This is a genomic window from Chryseobacterium vietnamense, from assembly GCF_031454475.1.
GTDB classification, from domain to species: Bacteria; Bacteroidota; Bacteroidia; order Flavobacteriales; family Weeksellaceae; genus Chryseobacterium; species Chryseobacterium vietnamense.
The window spans coordinates 511,143-530,995 of sequence record NZ_JAVDQX010000001.1; the positions used below are offsets into that span (position 1 = coordinate 511,143).

Below are 19,853 nucleotides of genomic sequence, written 5' to 3' on the forward strand. Positions count from 1 at the left end.
ATTCTTCATTCGTCAGAATGACAAAAGCCAATTATTTGACTTTTGAGATAATACCTTTTTGTTTTAATCGTTATGATAAGGTTTTCCCTGCAGAATCTGATCAGCGCGGTAAAGCTGTTCCACAATAAACAGACGGATCATCTGATGGGTAAAAGTCATTTTGGATAAAGACATTTTTTCATTAGCTCTGCTGTATATTTCTTCCGCAAAGCCATAAGCTCCTCCAATCAGAATATGTACTTTCTTTACAGAAGAATTCATCCAGGTATCAATCTTTTGAGAAAATTCCCGGCTGGTAAACTGTTTCCCTTTTTCATCGAGAATGATTACAAGATCGTTTTTATCAATATGGTTTAAAAACAATTTGGCTTCTTCCTTTTTAAGAAGATCAGAGGATAGGTTTTTGGCATTTTTTACATCCGGAATTTCTGTGATTTCAAAATTCCAGTGTTTGGGTAAACGGTTGAGATAATAATTGATTAAAGAAGTAATTTCCTTATCATCCGTTTTACCGATACAAAGTAAGCTGATTCGCATTGTAAGAAGTTTCAGAGTGCAAAGATAGGGTTTCGCGGCTAATTTGTTGCTGGTTTTTTGGGTGCAATTTCGGGATTCAAGGTTGTTTGTTTTGGGTTTCGGGTTTCGGGTTGCAAGTTATAGTAGTTGCGGGTTACCTTAAACCTTAAACTCTAAAGCCCTCTCACTCTCAAACTCCCAAATTCCCTCCTAATCCATAAAACCTGCCACCTTCTACCTAACATCTGCCACCTATCTTTTCCCTATTTAATTTAATTCCCCTACCTTTGTATAAAGACAAACAGATCGATGAGTGTAAAGGTTCCTAAATTTATTTTAAAGATTCAAGACTTTTTTGACAGCATCCATATTCCTGTTTTGGGAATATCGCTTTGGCAGATGTTTCAGATCTATATCTCCGGGATTTTTAAAGGAAAAATAGGAAGAAAAGCGGCGGCTATTTCCTGGAGCTTTACGATAAGTCTGTTTCCGTTTATTCTGTTTTTGCTTTCTGTGTTGCCACATATGCCACTATATGATGAGCTTCAGTTTTATATTTTTGATGTACTGATGCATAATGTTTTCCCTTCAAACATGGAAGGAGATGTAAAAGGATATATCGTAAGCAATATTATTCCGAACATGAAAGGAATCAGTAACCTGACCATTCTTCTGGCTCTTGTTTTTGCTACGAACGGTACATTTTCCCTGATTAACGGGTTTAATGAAAATACAGATGAAAAATTAAGCGATGTAAAAGAGTTTATTCTCTCATTTTTTATCACGATAGGCTTTATTACCATCGTTTTTTTAACACTGTTCGGCGTGTATTATGCAGAGGTTGTAATGAAGCTTTTTACTCCGGCTTATGATGTAACCTGGCTGGTAGATAACCTTTCAAAAATTATCGGGTTTGTTTCTTTTCCGCTTTTTTATTTTATACTTCTGACCCTATTTTACTGGTTGGGAACGGTGAAGATTACAAGATTCCGCCAAGCGGTTCCGGGGGCTATTCTGACCACAGTACTCTTTGTGGTGACAACTTATATTTTTGCTATTTATGTAAAAGATATCGCACGGTACAATGTGCTTTACGGTTCCATTGGCAGTATGATTCTACTGATGGTTTGGGTGAATGTAAACGTATATCTTCTTTTATTCGGAAATGAACTGAATATGGCGATCCGAAAAGTCAGAATAGAAAAGCTGCTGTCTGATGAGATAAAGAAAGAAGCTTCAGAATATCATGCTCAGATCACTGAACCGGACTTTGATAGTGATGAGGAACACAAGAGAAAATTGGAGAACCGGAAGGCAGATTAATTCTCTTCCAGTTCAGGGTTTTCTTTTGAGCTTACACTAAGTATGGTAAATCCTGCAATTGCAGCGATGAAGGACGCAATCAGGATCGCAAACTTCGCTTCATCCTGTATATGAATTTCTCCCTTAAAAGAAAGCAATGCAATAAAAATAGACATGGTAAACCCGATTCCGGCCAGCAATCCTACACCAATCATCTGAAGCCAGTTGCTGTTTTGAGGTAGGGAACTGAGTTTTAATTTGATAGCAATCAATGAAAATAAGTTGATCCCGATCAGTTTACCTAATACCAATCCACAGATAATTCCCAGTCCTAATGTACTTGTAACTCCTGCCACCATTTCACTGGAAAAAGTGATGTTGGTATTCGTTAAAGCGAATATCGGCATGATCAGAAAACTTACCGGAATATGAAGCTGATGCTCCAGTTTTTCCAGCGGTGAAATTTCTACATTCGAAGCATTGGTAGGTATTGAAAAGGCAAGTAAAACACCTGCTATCGTAGCATGAATTCCGGAATGATGAAGGAAATACCATAAAAACAATCCCGGAATGATATAAAATACCGTTTTGGTAACTTTTAAGAAGTTTAAAACAAAAAGCAGGGCAGTTACCCCAAAAGATAACAGCAGATAGCTCCAGTGGATTTGTTCGGTATAGAAAATGGCAATTACTAAAATTGCTCCCAGATCATCTACAATAGCTAATGCAGCCAAAAATATCTTGATAGAATTAGGAATCTTTTTACCTAACATCGAAATGATAGCCAGAGAAAATGCAATATCTGTTGCCATAGGAATTCCCCAGCCATTGCTGTAATCCGTTCCCGTATTGAAAATGCTGTAGATTACAGCAGGAACAAGCATTCCGCCTACTGCTGCAAAAATAGGAAGCGAGGCATTTTTAAAGGATGAAAGCTCACCTTCTACAAGTTCACGTTTTATTTCAAGGCCTACCAGAAGGAAAAATATAGCCATCAGTCCGTCATTGATCCAGATGCTGACAGGATATTCCAACCCAAAAAGATGAGTTCCCACTTCCTGGTCTAAAAAATGCTGAAAGTTCTCTGCAGCAGATGAGTTGGCAATAAGCAATGAAATGAGTACACAGAAAATAAGAATAATTCCTGAGGACTGACTGTTGTTGAAAAATTTTTTAAAATAAAGAGATAAATTCATGTTTACGATTGTACCCGTCTCACTCTTGAAACACCATTAATATTTTTAAGTTTTTTAAAGGTCTCTTCCAACTGACCTTTATTTTTGACCTCGAGGTTGATATTTCCTGTGAAAACACCATTGTTGGATTCAATAGACATACTTTTCATATCCATTCCCATACTTCCACTGATGACAGTGGTGATATCGTTAATCATACCCATCCTGTCAAGCCCTTCAATTTCAATTTTTACTCTGTTTTTGAAACTTTCTGCATTCACCCACTTGGCAGGGATGACACGGTAATCATACTGTGCTCTCAGATTGATGGCATTGGGGCAGTTGTCGCTATGTACCTTGATTCCGTCTGAAATGGTAATGAATCCGAAGATTTTGTCCCCCGGAATTACTGTACAGCATTTTGCATAGGTGTAGTTAAGCTTCTCTTCGTCCTTCCCAAAGACAATCATGTCAAGGTTTTCCTCTTTTGGATCCTCAAAATGCTGATTTTTATTAGGCGATTTTCTGAATCTTGAAAGTAGGTTATTGAATACGTTTTTACTTTCTATATATTTTCTCAGGCTGCTTACATCCAGTTCATTACTCTGGAATTTAAGGAAGAGCTCCTGCGATGATTTTAAATTAAAGAACTTCTGAAGTTTATTAATTTCTTCATCATTAAAATTGATCTTTGCATGACGAAGTTTTCTCTGCAGAATTTCTTTTCCTTCTTCTACCAATTGGTTTTTCTGAGAGTTCAGATAACTTTTAATCTTGGATTTGGCTTTCGAAGTCACAACGAATTCCAGCCAGTCAGATTTTGGCTTCTGATTCTGTGAAGAAAGAATGTCTACCTGATCCCCGTTTTGAAGGATATAGGAAATAGGAACCAGTTTTCCATTGATTTTAGCGCCTAAACATTTCATTCCCAGATCAGAGTGAACAGAGAAAGCAAAATCCAGGGCGGTAGCATTAGTGGGAAGGATTTTAATTTCGCCTTTCGGAGTAAATACAAATACTTCTTTGGAATATAAATTAAGCTTAATATTATCTAAAAGTTCCGAAGTGGAAAGGTTCTGCTGTTGTTCCAGTACTTCGCGGATTTCGGTTACCCATTTTTCAAAATTTCTGTCATCAGAGCTTTGTTTGTAACCTTCCTTATACTTATAGTGAGCAGCAACTCCTTTTTCTGCAATTTCATCCATTCTTTCCGAACGGATCTGTACTTCAATCCATTTTCTGTCCGGTCCTAAAACGGTTAAATGCAAACTTTCATATCCTGTAGAACGGGGTTGGGTAATCCAGTCACGCATTCTGGAAGGGTTACTGTGGTATACATCCGTAACGATGGAGTAGATTTTCCAGGCCAGGAATTTTTCATTCTTCGCATCCGATTTGTAAATAATCCTGATGGCGTAATTATCAAAAACCTCTTCAAAAGAAACTCCCTGCTTCAGCATCTTTCTGTAAATGGAAGAGATGGCTTTTGCACGGCCTTTGATTTTAAAGTTTAAACCTTCTTCATGAAGTCTCTCAGACACTTCTTTCTTAAACTCTTCGATATATCTTTCACGGCTTTCCTTGGCCAGTTCCAATTTCTCCGTAATCTCGTTATATACTTCGGGGCTGTTATATTTTAAAGAAAGATCTTCAAGTTCGGATTTAATATTGTACAACCCAAGACGGTGAGCCATTGGAGCATAGATATAAACCGTCTCTGAAGCAATTTTTTTCTGCTTATCCGGAGCCATGCTTTCCAGAGTCCTCATATTATGAAGACGGTCTGCAATTTTAATCAGAATAACCCTGAAATCCTCGGATAATGTCAATAACAGTTTTCTGTAGTTTTCAGACTGCACAGAAATATTCTGATGGTTCATGATGGAAATTTTGGTCAGTCCATTCACGATATTGGCAATCTTTTCACCAAAGATTTTTTTAAGGTCTTCGTAAGTATAGTCCGAATCTTCAATTACATCGTGCAAAAGTGCACAGGCAATAGAAGTAGCTCCCAAACCAATCTCTGTTGCTACAATTTTAGCAACAGCAATAGGGTGGTAGATGTACGGTTCTCCGGATTTTCTCCTTTGATCCTTGTGGGCATCCAGCGCAATATCGAATGCCTTTCGGATGAGCTTATTGTTTTCCTCATCCAATGTTCTGTATGTGTTAGAAATCAGGTCCTTATATCTGGCAAGGATCTCTTTATTCTCTTGTTCTAAATCGTAGCTCATTTGTGCACATGCCTATAATTAGACGAAAATACGAAATTTTTTAGTTTTTTCAAACATAAAAGATCCGCAGTATACACTGCGGATCTTCGGCTATTAGATTTTATATCGATTAGAATTTTACTTCAGAATTCATACCGTCACTTGACGTTTTGATTTTGATATCAGGGCTGCTGTGAATTTCTGCCCTGTTTCTTGCATCAATATACCTTTTGATCGTATCATAATTGGTTTCATTGATATTCATATTTTCGAACAGATATGATTTCAATGCAGCATTCTGAATAAATGCGCTCCGTGCAAGATCAATCTGGTTAAGATCATTTACAGTAACGCTTGCCAGGTATTGAGAATTACCAGAACCATCATTGAGGTATACAATGTAATCTGAGTTTTCAAATCCTGAATTTTCCAGATCACTTTCCAGTTTTTTGTAGTCGCTGTGATAATCAAATAGTCCAGCTAATATATGTGACATAGTTAATTGGTTTAAAGTTATGACTAAAGTTAGTAATAATTTTCCGATTATCATTGTGTTTAAGACAATATAATTTGTTAATTAACATTCAGTTTTCAATAGATAATGGTAATGTTTAAGAATAATTATTGAACAGGTGTTTAATTTTAACAATTGGATAATATCCGTAATTGTCTCATAGGAATTTCCTTGTTATTTTGTGGTTTTTTAATAAAAAAAGCCCTGAAAATAACTTCCGGGGCTTCTATTGGTTAAAAAATTGATGAAATTTAAATTCTTTCGTTTTTGATCTCCTCTACAATTTCAGGATTTAAAAGTGTGCTGATATCTCCGAAATTACTGAAGTCACCTTCTGCAATTTTTCTCAGGATTCTACGCATAATCTTTCCTGAACGTGTCTTTGGAAGTCCGGAAACGAACTGTATTTTATCCAGCTTGGCAATGGGCCCGATCTGATCTGAAATCAACTGATTAATCTCTTTTTTCAGATTTTCCTTATCACGTCCTTCTCCGGTTTCTTTAAGCATTACATAGCCATACAGCGCATTTCCTTTGATGTCATGAGGGTAACCTACAATGGCGGATTCTGCAACAGCCGGATGCTGGTTGATACTGTCTTCAATAGGTGCTGTCCCAAGGTTGTGCCCTGAAACGATAATTACATCATCTACACGCCCGGTAATTCTGTAATAGCCCACTTCATCCCTCAAAGCTCCGTCTCCTGTAAAATATTTTCCAGGGAAAGCTGTGAAATAAGTTTCTTTATACCTTTGGTGGTCTCCCCAGATGGTTCTCGCAATTCCCGGCCATGGAAAACGGATACAAAGATTTCCGGTGACCTGATTCCCTGTAATTTCATTTCGTTTATCATCCATCAGAACAGGCTGTACACCTGGCAGTGGGAGAGTAGCATAAGTTGGTTTTGTAGGCGTTACAAAAGGAAGGGGCGAAATCATAATTCCTCCTGTTTCCGTTTGCCACCAGGTATCTACAATCGGACATTTTTTCTTTCCGACATGATCGTTGAACCAGTGCCATGCTTCATCATTGATAGGTTCTCCCACAGATCCGATAACTTTCAGAGAGCTCAGATCATGTTTATCAACCCATTCCGCACTTTCTTTCGCTAAAGAACGGATCGCTGTCGGAGCGGTGTAAAACTGAGTGATCTTATGTTTTTCAATCACTTCCCAGAAGCGGTCCGGTTCAGGATAAGTAGGAACTCCTTCAAAAATTACAGTGGTAGCTCCATTTAATAGAGGCCCGTAAAGGATATAAGAATGTCCGGTAATCCATCCGATATCTGCCGTACACCAATAAATATCATTTTCCTTATAATTGAATACATTTTTGAAGGTATACGCGGTGTACACCATATATCCGGCGCAGGTATGCAGCATTCCTTTAGGTTTTCCTGTAGATCCTGAAGTGTATAAAATGAAAAGCGGATCTTCGGAATCCATAATTACCGTAACGAAATCAGGAGAAGCTTTCTCATACAGATCGGCCATCCAGTGATCTCTTCCTTCTTTCATTGTAATTTCGTTGTGGGTTCTCTTGACTACAAGAACGTTTTCAACCGTTGGTGTTTTTTCCAACGCATCATCCACAATGCTTTTCAGATCCAGAACTTTATTTCCTCTGTAACTTCCGTCTGAGGTGATCACCATTTTTGCTTCACAGTCATTGACTCTTGAAGCGACTGCTGAAGCTGAGAATCCTGCAAAAATAACGGAATGAACGGCCCCCAGTTTTGCACAGGCAAGCATCGTTATAGCCAGTTCAGGAATCATGGGAAGATAAATGCAGACTCTGTCTCCTTTTTCAATACCCATATCGCGTAAAACATTGGCAGTTTTATTCACCCGGGTGTATAATTCGTTGTAAGAAATATGCTGTGCTTCTTCCTTAGGGTCGTTAGGTTCCCAGATAATAGCCGTTTTTTCTCCTCTTATGGTAAGATGCCTGTCGATACAGTTTTTGGTAATGTTGAGTTTTGCATTTTTAAACCAGGTGATTTTAGCTTCATTCATATCGTACTTAACAACCTTGCTCCATCTTTGATACCACACGAAGTTTTGATCCGCTACCTTATCCCAGAATTTTTTAGGATTTTTGATAGACTTTTTATAGTCTTCGAAATATTGTGGTAAATCTTCTATTAAGTAATTTCTCATATCCCTTTCGTTTTTTGAAATTTGAATTTATTTTATTTAAATTTATGTTTAATTTCTGGCTTAAGCCTTGTATTCCTTGATTTTTTCCTGAATTTCATCGATGATTTTTTCATCATCAATGGTGGATGGAATCTGGAAATCTTTCCCATCAAGCAACGTTCGGATCAGTTTTCTTAAAATCTTTCCTGATCTTGTTTTGGGTAAACGTTTGACAACCATTACGTTTTTTAAAAAAGCTACAGCCCCGATTTTGTTGCGAACCCTCTGAACAATATCTTTTTCAATATTTTCTTCAGAAATAACGGAGCCGTTTTTCAAAACAACGGTGGCAAAAGGAACCTGTCCTCTTAAATCATCATCAATACCTACCACTGCACATTCCGCGACATCGGGATGTGAGGAAACAATTTCTTCCATTTCAGAAGTGGAAAGTCTGTGTCCTGCTACATTAATCACGTCATCCACTCTTCCTGTGATGAAAATATAGCCGTCCTCATCCTGAATAGCACCGTCTCCGGAAAAATAATACCCTTTGTACTGAGACAGATAACTGCTTTCAAAGCGTGCATAATCTTTCCAAATTCCAAGCATGGCACCGGGTGGGAGAGGAAGTTTAATCACCAGATAGCCTTCATGGTGAGGATTAAGTTCAAATCCGGTTTCATCAAAAATTTTAATATCATATCCCGGAACAGGTTTTCCAGCTGAGGCTCTTTTGATCTGATAGTTGTCGTTATGAGTCAGTAATCCCAGCATTGGCCAGCCGGATTCTGTCTGCCACCAATGGTCTATTGCCGGAACACCGATATGCTCTGCAAACCAGTCAAGTGTAGCAACATCGCACCTTTCGCCCGCCAGAAATTGTTTTTTAAAATGGGTTAAATCGTATTTTTTCACTAATTCTCCGTTTGGATCTTCTTTTTTAATCGCCCGGATTGCAGTAGGTGCAGTGAACATCACAGAAACTTTATATTCTGAAATGATTCTCCAAAATGTTCCAGCATCAGGAGTCATAATGGGTTTTCCTTCAAAAATAATAGTCGTATTTCTGTTGATGAGCGGTCCATACACTGAAAAACTATGGCCTACAGCCCATCCGAAATCTGAAGCGGCCCAATACGTTTCCCCCGGCTCAACACCATAAACGTAAGTCATTGAGAATTGTAATGCCGTAGCATACCCTCCGGTATCACGAACGATGCCTTTAGGTTTTCCTGTAGTTCCCGAAGTGTAAAGCAGATAAAGCGGATGGGTAGATTCCACAGAAACGCAGTCTGCGGGAACTGATTTTTCTACTAATTCTTCATAATCAATCAGTCCTTCAAACATCTCATCCTGATTATCGACCAGTTTTCTGTTGTATACAATGATATGATCTACTTTATCCTGGGCCAGTTCAATTGCTTTTTCTACCAGTGGCAGATAAGGAATTCTCCTGGTAATTTCCACACCAGCTGTGGCAGTGATTAAAACTTTCGGCTTACAGTCATCAATTCTTACGACAAGCTCATGAGGAGCAAAACCTCCGAAAACCACATTATGAATAACCCCTATTCTCGCACATGCCAGCATGGCAAAAAGCGTCTGCGGAACCATAGGCATATAAATAACCGCCGTATCTCCTTTTTTTAATCCCAGAGAAACCAATCCCCCAGCCAGTTTTGCAATTTCCTCTTTCGCCTGAGTGAAAGTGTAGGTTTTCTTCTGATGGGTTACAGGAGAATCGTAAATGATGGCAATCTGATCCCCAAATCCCTCTTCAATGTGTTTGTCGATGCATAAGTAACACATATTGAGCTTGCCGTCTGAAAACCACTGTGGATATTCGTTTTCATCATTGGAAAGAATTTGCTGTGGAAATTCAAACCATTTGATTTCTTCTGCCTGTTTTTTCCAGAAGTCTTCTTTATGTTCTATGCTTTGTTTAAATAATGTATCAGTATCCATATCATTAGTCTTGTGTTTGTTTTTGCTTATCCTTGTCAAGGTTTAAAACCTTGACAAGGATAACGAGGATAATTGCGAGCCGGTGGCGAAGCCATCTCTTAATACTCTTTATTCCTTTATGAATCTTAATGGTTTAATTTACACGTTAAAACATCTCCTCAATCTGCTGCATCAGTTTCTTAATTGAGTAGGGTTTTGTGACATAGGCATCAGCTCCCATTTCCAGTCCTTTTTCAATATCTCTTGGATTATTTTTAGCACTGAGAAATATGACTTTGGTGTCTTTCAGTTTTTCATCCTGTTTGATGAGGTCCAAAGTGCTGTATCCGTCAAGATTCGGCATCATAATATCGAGAAGAATCACATCCGGGACCATTGTTTTTAAGAATTCAAGGACTTCTGTTCCGTCACGGGCAATATAGACATCATATCCGTTTTTCTTAAAGCTGTATTCTAACGACATTAATATTTTGTGTTCGTCATCCGCGATGATTATCTTTCTCATAAGAAGGTTTTAATGGTGTTCAACTTCATTTGTAATCTCTTTTTTAGTTTTTTCGGGAATGCTGATGGTGAAAGTTACACCCAGTCCGCTGTTTTCGGCTTTTATACTTCCTCCGTGTGCCTGTACAATTTTTTTGGAAATGGCCAATCCCAGTCCGCTTCCTGTAGGCTTTAATATGTTTTGATTTTTCGACTGATAAAATTTATCAAAAATCATTTCCAGATCCTCTTCCGGAATATGTTTTCCGGTATTGAAAATAGTGATGGTCAACTGCTCATCTTTTTCAAATAATTTGGTCTGAATGGTGCCCTGTTCTTCTGTGAATTTCAAGGCATTTCCCCAGATATTCTGAAACAGCTGAATCATTCTCGCTTCATCATATTCAAATATAAAATGATTCAGGAGATTAACTTCACTTAAATGAATATTTTTCTGCTGTATCAGGTGAAGAAGCGGATTTAAGGCTTTTTTATAAGTCTCAAGAATATTATTTTCCTGAATGTGTAAAGAGATTTCACCATGTTGTAATTTGTCCAGATACAAAATATCATTGATGATTTCACTTAATCTGTCGGATTCTGTGATGATGTTATTTAAAAACTCCTGTTTGATGTCAAAAGGAATATCGTCGTCATCAGCCAGTATTTCTCCGGCAGAGCGGATGGCGGTGATAGGAGTTCTCAGTTCGTGGGCAACAGAATCCAGGAAATCATCTTTTTGACGGTCTTTGATGATCAGGCTTTCATTGGCTGTTCTCAGGTCATCCGAGAGTTTTTGTAATTCTTCAGACTGTTCGGTAAGCTTTTTATTTAAGCTGATATTTTCCTGTGATTCTTCGAGAATATTTAAAACCTCTTTTAAAGATATTTTATCTTCTTTGGTCACGCCTTCAATCAATATTTTTGCGGAAGCAGTACCAATTCTTCCAGCCAAAAGGTTTTCTGAGAATTTGATAAATCTCGAGTCGGCGGTTTCCGTGTTGGAATCAATACTATATTTTAAATTAAAAATTCTTAAGGCCTGTTCTGTTTTATTTTTGCCTAAAAAACGTTCCAGAATATTCTTGATATCCGAGATATAGGCTGTTCCGCGCCAGATAAAAGCATTTTCGTGATTCTGAATATACTTATCGATGTCTACGTAAAGCTCAGCAAAGTTTCTTTCACGGTAATTTCCTTTAGAGCTTACGGAAACAATGGTAAATAAACTTGTATTTACAAGCATCGACCAGAAAAAGATCTGTGGAATCCTGCTCAGATAAGGAATGGTGAAAAAATCAAAAGCATTATACATTTCCCTGAGCACTCCTTTAAATTCCTGATTGTAAGAAAAATAATACTGAGGAATAATCAGTCCGAAATAACAAATGGCTAATCCGGCTAAAAGCCCTGTAACAGCACCTTTGTAGCTTCCTCTTCGCCAGAATAAAGCCCCAAAAAAAGCAGGTGCCAGTTGCGCAATCACAACAAAGGATATTAATCCTACAGAATCCAGTGAGGTTTTCAGAATAAAGTATTTGTAAAAGGCAAAAGCCATGATAATCAAAGCAAAAATGCTGAACTTCCTGATATTGGTAATGATTCTTGTATTTTGCTCTTCGTTTTCAGATTTTAATTTTCCCAGCAATCCGTACGGAATAATAAGGTTGTTGGAAAGCATGATGGATAGAGTAATGGCAGAAATAATAATCATGGAAATACATGAGCTCAATCCACCAAGAAAGACAAGTACTGTAATCAAAGTATTATCGAAATGCTGTGGAATCAGGATAGAGTAGAACTCTGGATTTACTTTCTGTCCGTCAAAAATCAATCTTCCTCCCCAGGCAATCGGGAAAATAAATACAGTGAAAATTAAAAGATAAAGCGGGAAAAACCAGATGGCTGTTCTGATGTGTTTTTCCTGTCTGTTCTCAACAATTGCGGTGTGAAATTGTCTGGGAAGAATGCAGATCGCTGTAGCAGAAATCATACAAAGGACCATCCAGTTCATAGCACCTTCAATACCATTAAATGTATTTTTTTCTTTAAAATCTTCAAATTTGCTGGCTTTCTCATAAATATCCGAAAATCCGTCAAACGCAAAATAAATAACAAAAAGCCCGAGAATGATGATGAAAAATAGTTTTAAAAAGCTTTCCAGCGCAATTGCTGAGATAATTCCCAGACGTTTTTCAGAAGCATCCACATATCGTGTTCCGTAATAAGAAGAAAATAAGGCGATTAAAACTACTACAAAGGTAGCATTATCAGTTAAAATGTCTTTCGACATTGGAGTTTCAGTGACCAGATGAAAAGTTTCAGAAATGGCTTTGATCTGCAGCCCGATATAAGGTACAATTGCCAGAAGACAGACTACTGTGATAATGGCACTAAGACTTCTGCTGTTACCGTATCTCAGTGAAATGAAATCGGCAAGACTGCTTATTTTATTGACTCTTGAAATTCTCACAATCCGGGTATTGATGTAAATCCAGGCCGGAATAATCATAATAGGGCCAATGTAAATAGGAAGATAGTTTAATCCGCTTGTTGCCGCCACGCCAATACTTCCATAGTAAGTCCAGGCAGTACAATATACGGCAAGAGACAAGGCGTACATGTATGGGTTGTTGATCCAGAGTTTGCTCCTTTTCTTCTCTGCCAGATGGGCAACTAAGAAAAGAAGGGCAAGATAAAACAGAACTACAAAGAATAATGCAAAACTACTCATCATGTCTTTTTACAATTATAAAAGAAATAATAATGGAGATCATCCAGACCACGAACAGGTATATCAGGATCATGGGATAGCCCAAAACCTCCCTGTCACTGTTGAAAAGCAGTGAAATAGGAATGCTGAAAGCAACCATAAGCCCTACGCTCAGTATGATAAGTTTTTGTTCGTGTCTCTTTTTCATAACTATTTTATTTCCTTACTGAAGCATATCGCTTCTTCACGTCCGATGTAAATTCCGTAATTTTCAATGACCTTATAGTCGTTTTTCAGATAAAACTTCACGGCACTGTCATTTTTTTTACGGGTTTCCAGATAGAGGTATTTATAATCAAATTGTTTTGCAGCGATTTCTAATGCTGAGAGAATTTTTCCACCCAGCCCCCTATTTTTTTCCAGGGAAAACATGCGTTTAATTTCACATATTTCTGACGAAAGAGGGCGAAAACCTCCACAGGCTATAGCTTTTTCATCACTTACAGCAATGAGAAACAAAGCTTTCTCCTGGGTAAAGTCGTCAAGGTTGGCGCTTTTGCTTCCACTCTCACCGGAGATTGTAATAAGAGAAGTATTTAATCTGTGGATCAGATCAACAACTCTTTTATCTTCAGAGGGACGGGGAATTGCTTTAATTGTGATATCCATTTTTTTATCATTGATAAAAGATAATTGATGAACGATTACATTCATCAATTATCTATTTTTTTATTGTTTTTAAATTTTGTCGTCAGAATATTCTCCTTTTAAGGCATAATATCCGAAAATGGCCATTCCGCCTGAGATAATCGGCATCAGTACAAAAAGGATGATAATACCAAAAACCAGATCTTCCTGTTTTCCTGAAGCAATTTTTGGGATCCCCAATACTGTAATTCCGAAATAGCCTACAATTACTGCTATTGCGATCCAGAGAATACCTAATATTTTTTTTAGTCCGTTCATTTTAGTAGTTTTAAAATTAATAAAAATTTAAGTGATTCAGTGCTTAATCGTGAAGATTGTTGTTCTTATTTTTAAGATAAAATAATCCGATGATTAAACATACGGCAGCAACTCCAATCGGGTACCAGAGTCCTTCCAGATACCATGTGGTGTGCCCTGCTTCTTTTCCTGTCGTTACCAGATAGGTTGCCACTGCCGGAAGAAGTCCGCCGAATACCCCGTTTCCGATATGATAAGGCAATGACATTGAGGTATAACGGATTCTCACCGGGAACATCTCAACAAGGAAAGCCGCGATAGGTCCGTAAACCATGGTTACAAAGATCACCTGGATGAAAACAAGGAAGACCAGATACCATTTGGTGTCGTCGCTCAGTTTTAAGCTTTGAGAAACTTTGGGTTCTTCTGCTTTTCCGTCCTTCATGACAACTCCTGAGGGTGACCAGTGAACTACACTGTCTTTTTTAATTAAAGTTCCGTCCGTATAAAGCGTTTCCTTGTGGAAAGTAACTAAACTGTCTGTTGCGATATCATTGTGGATTTTCGCAGTTCTTTTTTCTGTAATTCCATTGGTGGCAACCGTTTTACTATCAAGATTTACACTCTTGAACATACTGTCATAAATGGGTCTGTAAGCTAAAATAGCAACCAGCATTCCGGTCATCATCACTGCTTTTCTTCCAATTTTGTCAGAAAGCCACCCAAAGAATACAAAGAATGGAGTTCCTAAAAACAAAGCAGTCGCCATCAATGAGTCTACCTGTGCAGATTCTACATTCATTACCTTTTGAAGGAAACTCATTGCATAGAACTGGCCTGTATACCAGATGACACCTTGTCCCATTGCTGCTCCGAATAAAGCCAATAGTACAAACTTGAAGTTGTATCTGTTCCCGAAACTCTCTTTCAAAGGGTTTTTAGAAGTTTTCCCTTCACTTTTAGCCTTCGCAAAAAGAGGAGATTCTTTCATATTCTTTCTGATAATGTAAGATACGGCCACCATCAGAATAGAGATCCAGAAAGGAACTCTCCATCCCCAGGTGTCAAACTCTTCTGCAGAAAGGGTTGATTTTGTGATCAAAATAACGATCAGAGAAATGAAAAGTCCGGCTGTTGCAGTGGTCTGGATCCAGGAAGTCCAGTAACCTCTTCGGTGAGGCTGGGCATATTCTGCTACATAAGTGGCAGCACCTCCGTATTCACCTCCAAGAGCGAGTCCCTGAAGTAATCTTAAAATTAAAACTAAAACGGGTGCCATAAATCCTATAGTTTCATAACTTGGGATACATCCGATCAGGAAAGTAGAAAACCCCATGATCAGTAACGTAACAAGGAAAGTATATTTTCTTCCGATAATATCTCCCAGTCTTCCAAAAAATAACGCTCCGAATGGCCTTACCACAAATCCGGCAGCAAAAGTAGCCAGCGTAGATAAAAATGCTGCGGTAGGATTATCCGCAGGGAAAAATTTGGTCGCTAAAACAACGGCCAGACTTCCAAAGATGTAAAAGTCGTACCATTCTATCAATGTGCCGAGAGATGAAGCAGTGATCACACTCCAGATGGTGCGGTTTTTCTGCCTGTCGGTCATATTTTCGTAGCTTTCGTGATGATTTTCGCTCATATTGATTAGTTTTTGATGTTAGTGGAATAGAATTTTACATTGAATTTTTTAAACCATTAAGGACTTTTAAGGGGGTAAGAATAACTAAGATTATATCTAAGGCTATTTTATTCAGCGGTATTCTTTTTATCCATCTTTGATGGAGCTTAACTTATCTTAGATTCTTTACTGTTCTTAATGGTTCAGATTTTAAAGGTAGATTTGAAATTGCACAATAAATTCTCCTTTAGAAGAAGGACTTTCCGTAGGACTCGTGTAAACCGGTCTTGTTGAATATTGTGTTGTTATTTTTGCATGATGTCCGTCTATGAACCAATTAGCTCCTACATCGAACTGCGAGGAAGATTTATCAAAAGCCTCAAAACTTTTGTGCGTATAAGCTGCAAAAGGCTGTATTCTGATTTTGGGTTTTTCTGCCTGGCTTGGTAATAGTAGACCTGCCTGTGCATAGATAATATTACCTGTTCCGATGGTCGGTTGCAGGTTTCCAGGCCCCGCGATCGCTTTATTTCCAATGAAATTAGGATCAGATGCTCCAATATTCATGGTTCCCAGATTTCTTACGTAATTAGGACCGAAATTGTAATTATAATATCCGGCATAGGCAGAAACAGCCATCTTATTTTTTGCTTCACCCAAAGGAATATCTGCAAACGCATCTACTGCAAAAAGGGTGATATCATGCTTTTCAATGTTGGAATTGACAGAAGTTCTTGTTCCGTCGGCCTGATGATAGAACCCAGCACCTACATTAAAGACTTTTTTTGTTCCAAGGTAAGATCCCACTTTGAAAGGAAGGGTGTTGGATTCCTCGTCAAGAAATTGATATTCAACATATCCTGCTTTTGAAAAACTAGGGTTTCCGTTGTTGTCAACAGCTGCTGCTTTTGAAGGATCTGTTACATTCACGGGAACGAGATCTGTAGCAAATGGTTTATTTAAACTGAATCGGTATTCCAGTTTTCCATACTTTCCTTTAGCAAACATTCCAAGCTGTCTTGCAAACTGGTCTGAGTTATCAATTAATGGCCACGAAAAAACAGGAGAATCTAATGTAAGGAAATTAAGCGTAGAAGCCATCGTCATACGGGAAAGCCCCATATAGTAATGAAGCCCGGCTCCTAAAGTTAAACTGAATTTTCCTGCTTCTCCAGGTAAAATAACTGCATATTCGTTCCATGCATCATGAAAAAACAACTGGGTTTTCTTTCCGTTTCCATAACCTCCTGTACCCGAGGTGCCTGAAGCGCCACCATTGATGAAGGTCTGGTTGTTAATTCCGAAATGGAGTAAGATCATATATCTTTTAGAGATCTGGGCGTACGTTAAAGCACGTAATCTTCTGTTTCCCAGACTCCAGGAATTGTCAGTAGGTTCACCTCCAACCATCGTTCCGGGGTTCATTGAAGTGTTTCTTACCCAAAACTGGTCCCATAAAATGAATCTGACGAATTTATCACCGTTTGGGTTGAGGTTAATTTTTAAGCCATTGCCATAATCAGGAGAACCTTGTGAATATAAGGAAGTGCTGATTAAAGCTAATCCAATGAATGTAAGTAATTTCTTCATAAATTATCAATTTTTGGCGTTGTTTTTTGTGAATGCCAAATTGGAATTAATAATTTATTTATGAAAATTTAATATATATTAGTGGTAATGGTATAGTTATGATTTGCTAGGTTATGGGTTTCGAGTTCCGTGATTCGGGTTTTGCGATAGATGTTGCGAGGTGCAAGACTCAAGACTTGGGATTCATTTATCGCTGGTATTTAGTATGTTACTATGTGTTGTATCCCGTAACTCTCACCCCGCATCCCGTAACTCGTATCTATTTTTTAAACCTTTCCCATTTGATCAGCATATACTTATCAGCAAACTGAGTAATGATAATTCCTGAGTTTTTAATGTTTTCTTCCTGAGCAATGTAATCAATCAATTCGTTTTGTTTCAATATCTTATAAACAGGATGGAATTCAGAATGGGGAGGTCTTGTAATATTGTATTTTTTGATCCATGAGCTTATGGTAACGTGGGAAACTCCGATAATTCTTTCAATTTCACGGTAACTTAACCCTTCCAGATAAAGCTGAAGAGCTTTGGTTACATAGTAATCATCAATTTGTTTTCCGAGTTTTTTAACGGTAAAATAATAATTGCAGTCTTTGCAGTGAAAGCGTTGTTTTTCATTGATGATGCCACTTTTTACTACTTTGATACTCTTGCATTTAGGACAGGTATTTTCCATAACTATATTATTTTAGCAAATATATAATAAATTAGCAAATGTATATTTTTCTATAAAGATAATTTTACCTGTATAAAATTTTAAAACAAAAAAAATATCTTTTTTATTTGGATTTAAAAGAAAATATATTTTAAATTTGCCAAAAAAATTAGATAAATAAATGGAAATAGAAATTTCCTCATGCGAACATCTCATGTATGTGAGTGAAATACAGCAGGAAATGTATGATTCTGCACAGCGTAGAGGAACGGGGATCGCAAAACGTTCCATAGAATATTTGAGTAAGAAGATTTCAGAGGGCAATGCTGTGGTAGCCACTGAAAACGGTGAGTGGGTAGGTTTCTGTTATATAGAGACCTGGTCGCATGGGAAGTTTGTAGCCAATTCGGGGCTGATTGTATCACCGAAATTCAGGAACGGGGGTGTAGCGACTCAGATTAAGCAGAAGGTTTTCCAGTTATCTAGAGATAAATATCCGGATGCGAAAGTATTTGGATTAACAACAGGTTTGGCAGTAATGAAAATCAACAGTGATCTGGGATATAAACCAGTGATCTATTCTGAACTTACCCAGGATGAGGAATTCTGGAACGGCTGCAAGAACTGTGTGAACTATGAGATTTTAATGATGAAGGAACGCAAAAACTGTCTGTGTACAGCCATGTTGTTTGTTCCTGAAAACGATAAAAAAAAAGAGGAGGTAGTGAATAATCTACCTGAAAATAAATATGATGGAATGATTCAGGAACATTTTGATGAATTCCATGTGACCATTAATAAAAATAAAAAAAGTCCAGATGAAAAAGAAAGTCATCTTAGCGTTTAGCGGAGGTTTAGATACTTCCTACTGTGCAAAATATCTTAGTGAAACACTAGGGTATGATGTATATGCAGTTACTGTAAATACCGGAGGTTTTTCAAAAGAAGAGGAAAAAGAACTGGAGAAAAAAGCCTTAAACCTTGGAGTAAAAGAATACAGGTGCGTAAACGCTCAGGAAGACTATTATAATTCATGTGTGAAGTATCTGATTTTCGGGAATGTGTTGAAAAACAATACTTATCCTTTATCTGTAAGTGCAGAGCGTACTATTCAGGCACAGGAAATTGCAAAATATGCTATTGAAGTAAATGCAGATGCCATTGCTCACGGAAGTACAGGAGCTGGAAATGATCAGGTTCGTTTTGATTTGATCTTCCAGGTAATGTGCCCGAATATTGAAATCATTACGCCCATCCGTGATATGGCTTTATCCCGCGAAGAAGAGATTGAATTTTTGAAGGAGCATGGTTACGAAATGGAATTCCAGAAAGCACAATATTCTGTGAATAAAGGACTTTGGGGAACTTCAGTAGGAGGAAAAGAAACACTGACTTCAAGAAATTACCTACCGGAAGAAGCTTTTCCGTCTCAGATTAAAGAAACTCAGCCTTCAGAACTGGAAATTGAGTTTAAAAACGGAGAGGTAATAGGTGTGAATGGAGAAAGCTTTGAACATTCTGTATATGCTATTCAAAAAATAGAAGAATTGGCTTCAGCGTACGGAATCGGCCGTGATATCCATGTAGGTGATACGATTGTTGGGATTAAAGGACGAGTGGGATTTGAAGCGGCAGCAGCATCAGTGATTATCAAAGCGCATCATTTATTAGAGAAACATACGCTTTCAAAATATCAGCAAATGATGAAGTCTCAGTTATCCGACTGGTATGGAAACTGGCTTCATGAAGCACTGTTCTTAGACCCGGTGATGAGAAATATTGAATCTTTCCTGACTGATTCTCAGAAAACTGTGACCGGGAAAGTGTTTGTAACCCTTCATCCATACAGATTTATTCTTAATGGAATTGAATCTGCTCATGACCTTATGTCCGATAAATTCGGAAGTTATGGAGAGGCAAACAGAGCATGGACAGGAGATGATGTGAAAGGCTATACTAAAATTGTAAGCAATTCCTTAAATATATACCACCAAATTAACCAGAATATCAATTAGTT

Annotated in this window: 17 protein-coding genes; 3 read left to right on the forward strand and 14 right to left on the reverse strand. The window is 37.8% G+C overall.

Features of this window, described 5'->3' with window-relative positions:
• Nucleotides 1-63: 63 nt before the first annotated feature.
• On the reverse strand, nt 64-537 hold the full coding sequence (locus tag J2786_RS02245) for a 23S rRNA (pseudouridine(1915)-N(3))-methyltransferase RlmH (RefSeq protein ID WP_047431911.1): 474 nt from the start codon (nt 535-537) through the stop codon (nt 64-66).
• 288 nt (nt 538-825) lie between these two features.
• On the opposite strand from J2786_RS02245, the gene J2786_RS02250 reads away from it, so the two are divergent.
• The gene (locus J2786_RS02250) at nt 826-1,839 is read left to right on the forward strand and encodes a YihY/virulence factor BrkB family protein (protein WP_047431908.1); all 1,014 of its coding nucleotides are present in this window, start codon (nt 826-828) and stop codon (nt 1,837-1,839) included.
• Here the strand turns inward: J2786_RS02250 and nhaA are convergent.
• The 13 genes from nhaA to J2786_RS02315 all read right to left on the reverse strand — a co-directional run bounded on the left by nhaA (nt 1,836) and on the right by J2786_RS02315 (nt 17,857).
• Entirely contained in the window at nt 1,836-3,014 is a 1,179-nt protein-coding gene (gene nhaA / locus J2786_RS02255) for a Na+/H+ antiporter NhaA (RefSeq protein WP_047431906.1), read from the reverse strand. The genes J2786_RS02250 and nhaA overlap by 4 nt on opposite strands.
• Nucleotides 3,015-3,016: 2 nt before the next feature.
• Nucleotides 3,017-5,227 (reverse strand): RelA/SpoT family protein, encoded by a 2,211-nt coding sequence (locus tag J2786_RS02260; RefSeq protein WP_047431903.1) that lies wholly within the window; start codon nt 5,225-5,227, stop codon nt 3,017-3,019.
• A 109-nt stretch (nt 5,228-5,336) separates the two neighbouring features.
• The gene (locus J2786_RS02265) at nt 5,337-5,702 is read right to left on the reverse strand and encodes a hypothetical protein (protein WP_047431902.1); all 366 of its coding nucleotides are present in this window, start codon (nt 5,700-5,702) and stop codon (nt 5,337-5,339) included.
• Between the two features lie 269 nt (nt 5,703-5,971).
• Complete coding sequence (gene acs / locus J2786_RS02270; protein WP_047431901.1) at nt 5,972-7,879, reverse strand: acetate--CoA ligase; 1,908 nt, start codon at nt 7,877-7,879, stop codon at nt 5,972-5,974.
• Between the two features lie 60 nt (nt 7,880-7,939).
• A complete protein-coding gene (locus tag J2786_RS02275) occupies nt 7,940-9,826 on the reverse strand; it encodes an AMP-binding protein (protein WP_047431898.1) in 1,887 nt (628 codons plus the stop codon).
• Nucleotides 9,827-9,971: 145 nt separating this feature from the next.
• Nucleotides 9,972-10,331 (reverse strand): response regulator transcription factor, encoded by a 360-nt coding sequence (locus J2786_RS02280; RefSeq protein ID WP_047431895.1) that lies wholly within the window; start codon nt 10,329-10,331, stop codon nt 9,972-9,974.
• A 9-nt stretch (nt 10,332-10,340) separates the two neighbouring features.
• The gene (locus tag J2786_RS02285; protein WP_047431892.1) at nt 10,341-13,043 is read right to left on the reverse strand and encodes an ATP-binding protein; all 2,703 of its coding nucleotides are present in this window, start codon (nt 13,041-13,043) and stop codon (nt 10,341-10,343) included.
• Nucleotides 13,036-13,230 (reverse strand): hypothetical protein, encoded by a 195-nt coding sequence (locus J2786_RS02290; protein ID WP_047431889.1) that lies wholly within the window; start codon nt 13,228-13,230, stop codon nt 13,036-13,038. The genes J2786_RS02285 and J2786_RS02290 overlap by 8 nt, the downstream gene beginning before the upstream one ends.
• Before the next feature lie 2 nt (nt 13,231-13,232).
• A complete protein-coding gene (locus J2786_RS02295; RefSeq protein WP_310023784.1) occupies nt 13,233-13,736 on the reverse strand; it encodes a GNAT family N-acetyltransferase in 504 nt (167 codons plus the stop codon).
• A 24-nt stretch (nt 13,737-13,760) separates the two neighbouring features.
• Entirely contained in the window at nt 13,761-13,988 is a 228-nt protein-coding gene (locus tag J2786_RS02300; RefSeq protein WP_034696261.1) for a DUF6814 family protein, read from the reverse strand.
• Between the two features lie 43 nt (nt 13,989-14,031).
• Nucleotides 14,032-15,612 carry an MFS transporter gene (locus tag J2786_RS02305; RefSeq protein ID WP_052186991.1) on the reverse strand — a complete coding sequence of 527 codons (1,581 nt, stop codon included), beginning with the start codon at nt 15,610-15,612 and terminating at the stop codon, nt 14,032-14,034.
• A 189-nt stretch (nt 15,613-15,801) separates the two neighbouring features.
• Nucleotides 15,802-17,181, reverse strand: a complete 1,380-nt coding sequence (locus tag J2786_RS02310) for a hypothetical protein (RefSeq protein ID WP_047431886.1) — start codon at nt 17,179-17,181, stop codon at nt 15,802-15,804.
• A gap of 259 nt (nt 17,182-17,440) precedes the next feature.
• Entirely contained in the window at nt 17,441-17,857 is a 417-nt protein-coding gene (locus tag J2786_RS02315; protein WP_047431884.1) for an IS1/IS1595 family N-terminal zinc-binding domain-containing protein, read from the reverse strand.
• A 160-nt stretch (nt 17,858-18,017) separates the two neighbouring features.
• On the opposite strand from J2786_RS02315, the gene J2786_RS02320 reads away from it, so the two are divergent.
• Both J2786_RS02320 and J2786_RS02325 read left to right on the forward strand, forming a co-directional pair.
• Nucleotides 18,018-18,683 (forward strand): GNAT family N-acetyltransferase, encoded by a 666-nt coding sequence (locus tag J2786_RS02320; protein ID WP_047431882.1) that lies wholly within the window; start codon nt 18,018-18,020, stop codon nt 18,681-18,683.
• Nucleotides 18,655-19,851 carry an argininosuccinate synthase gene (locus J2786_RS02325; RefSeq protein WP_047431879.1) on the forward strand — a complete coding sequence of 399 codons (1,197 nt, stop codon included), beginning with the start codon at nt 18,655-18,657 and terminating at the stop codon, nt 19,849-19,851. Before J2786_RS02320 ends, J2786_RS02325 begins: the two co-directional genes overlap by 29 nt.
• Nucleotides 19,852-19,853 lie beyond the last annotated feature (2 nt).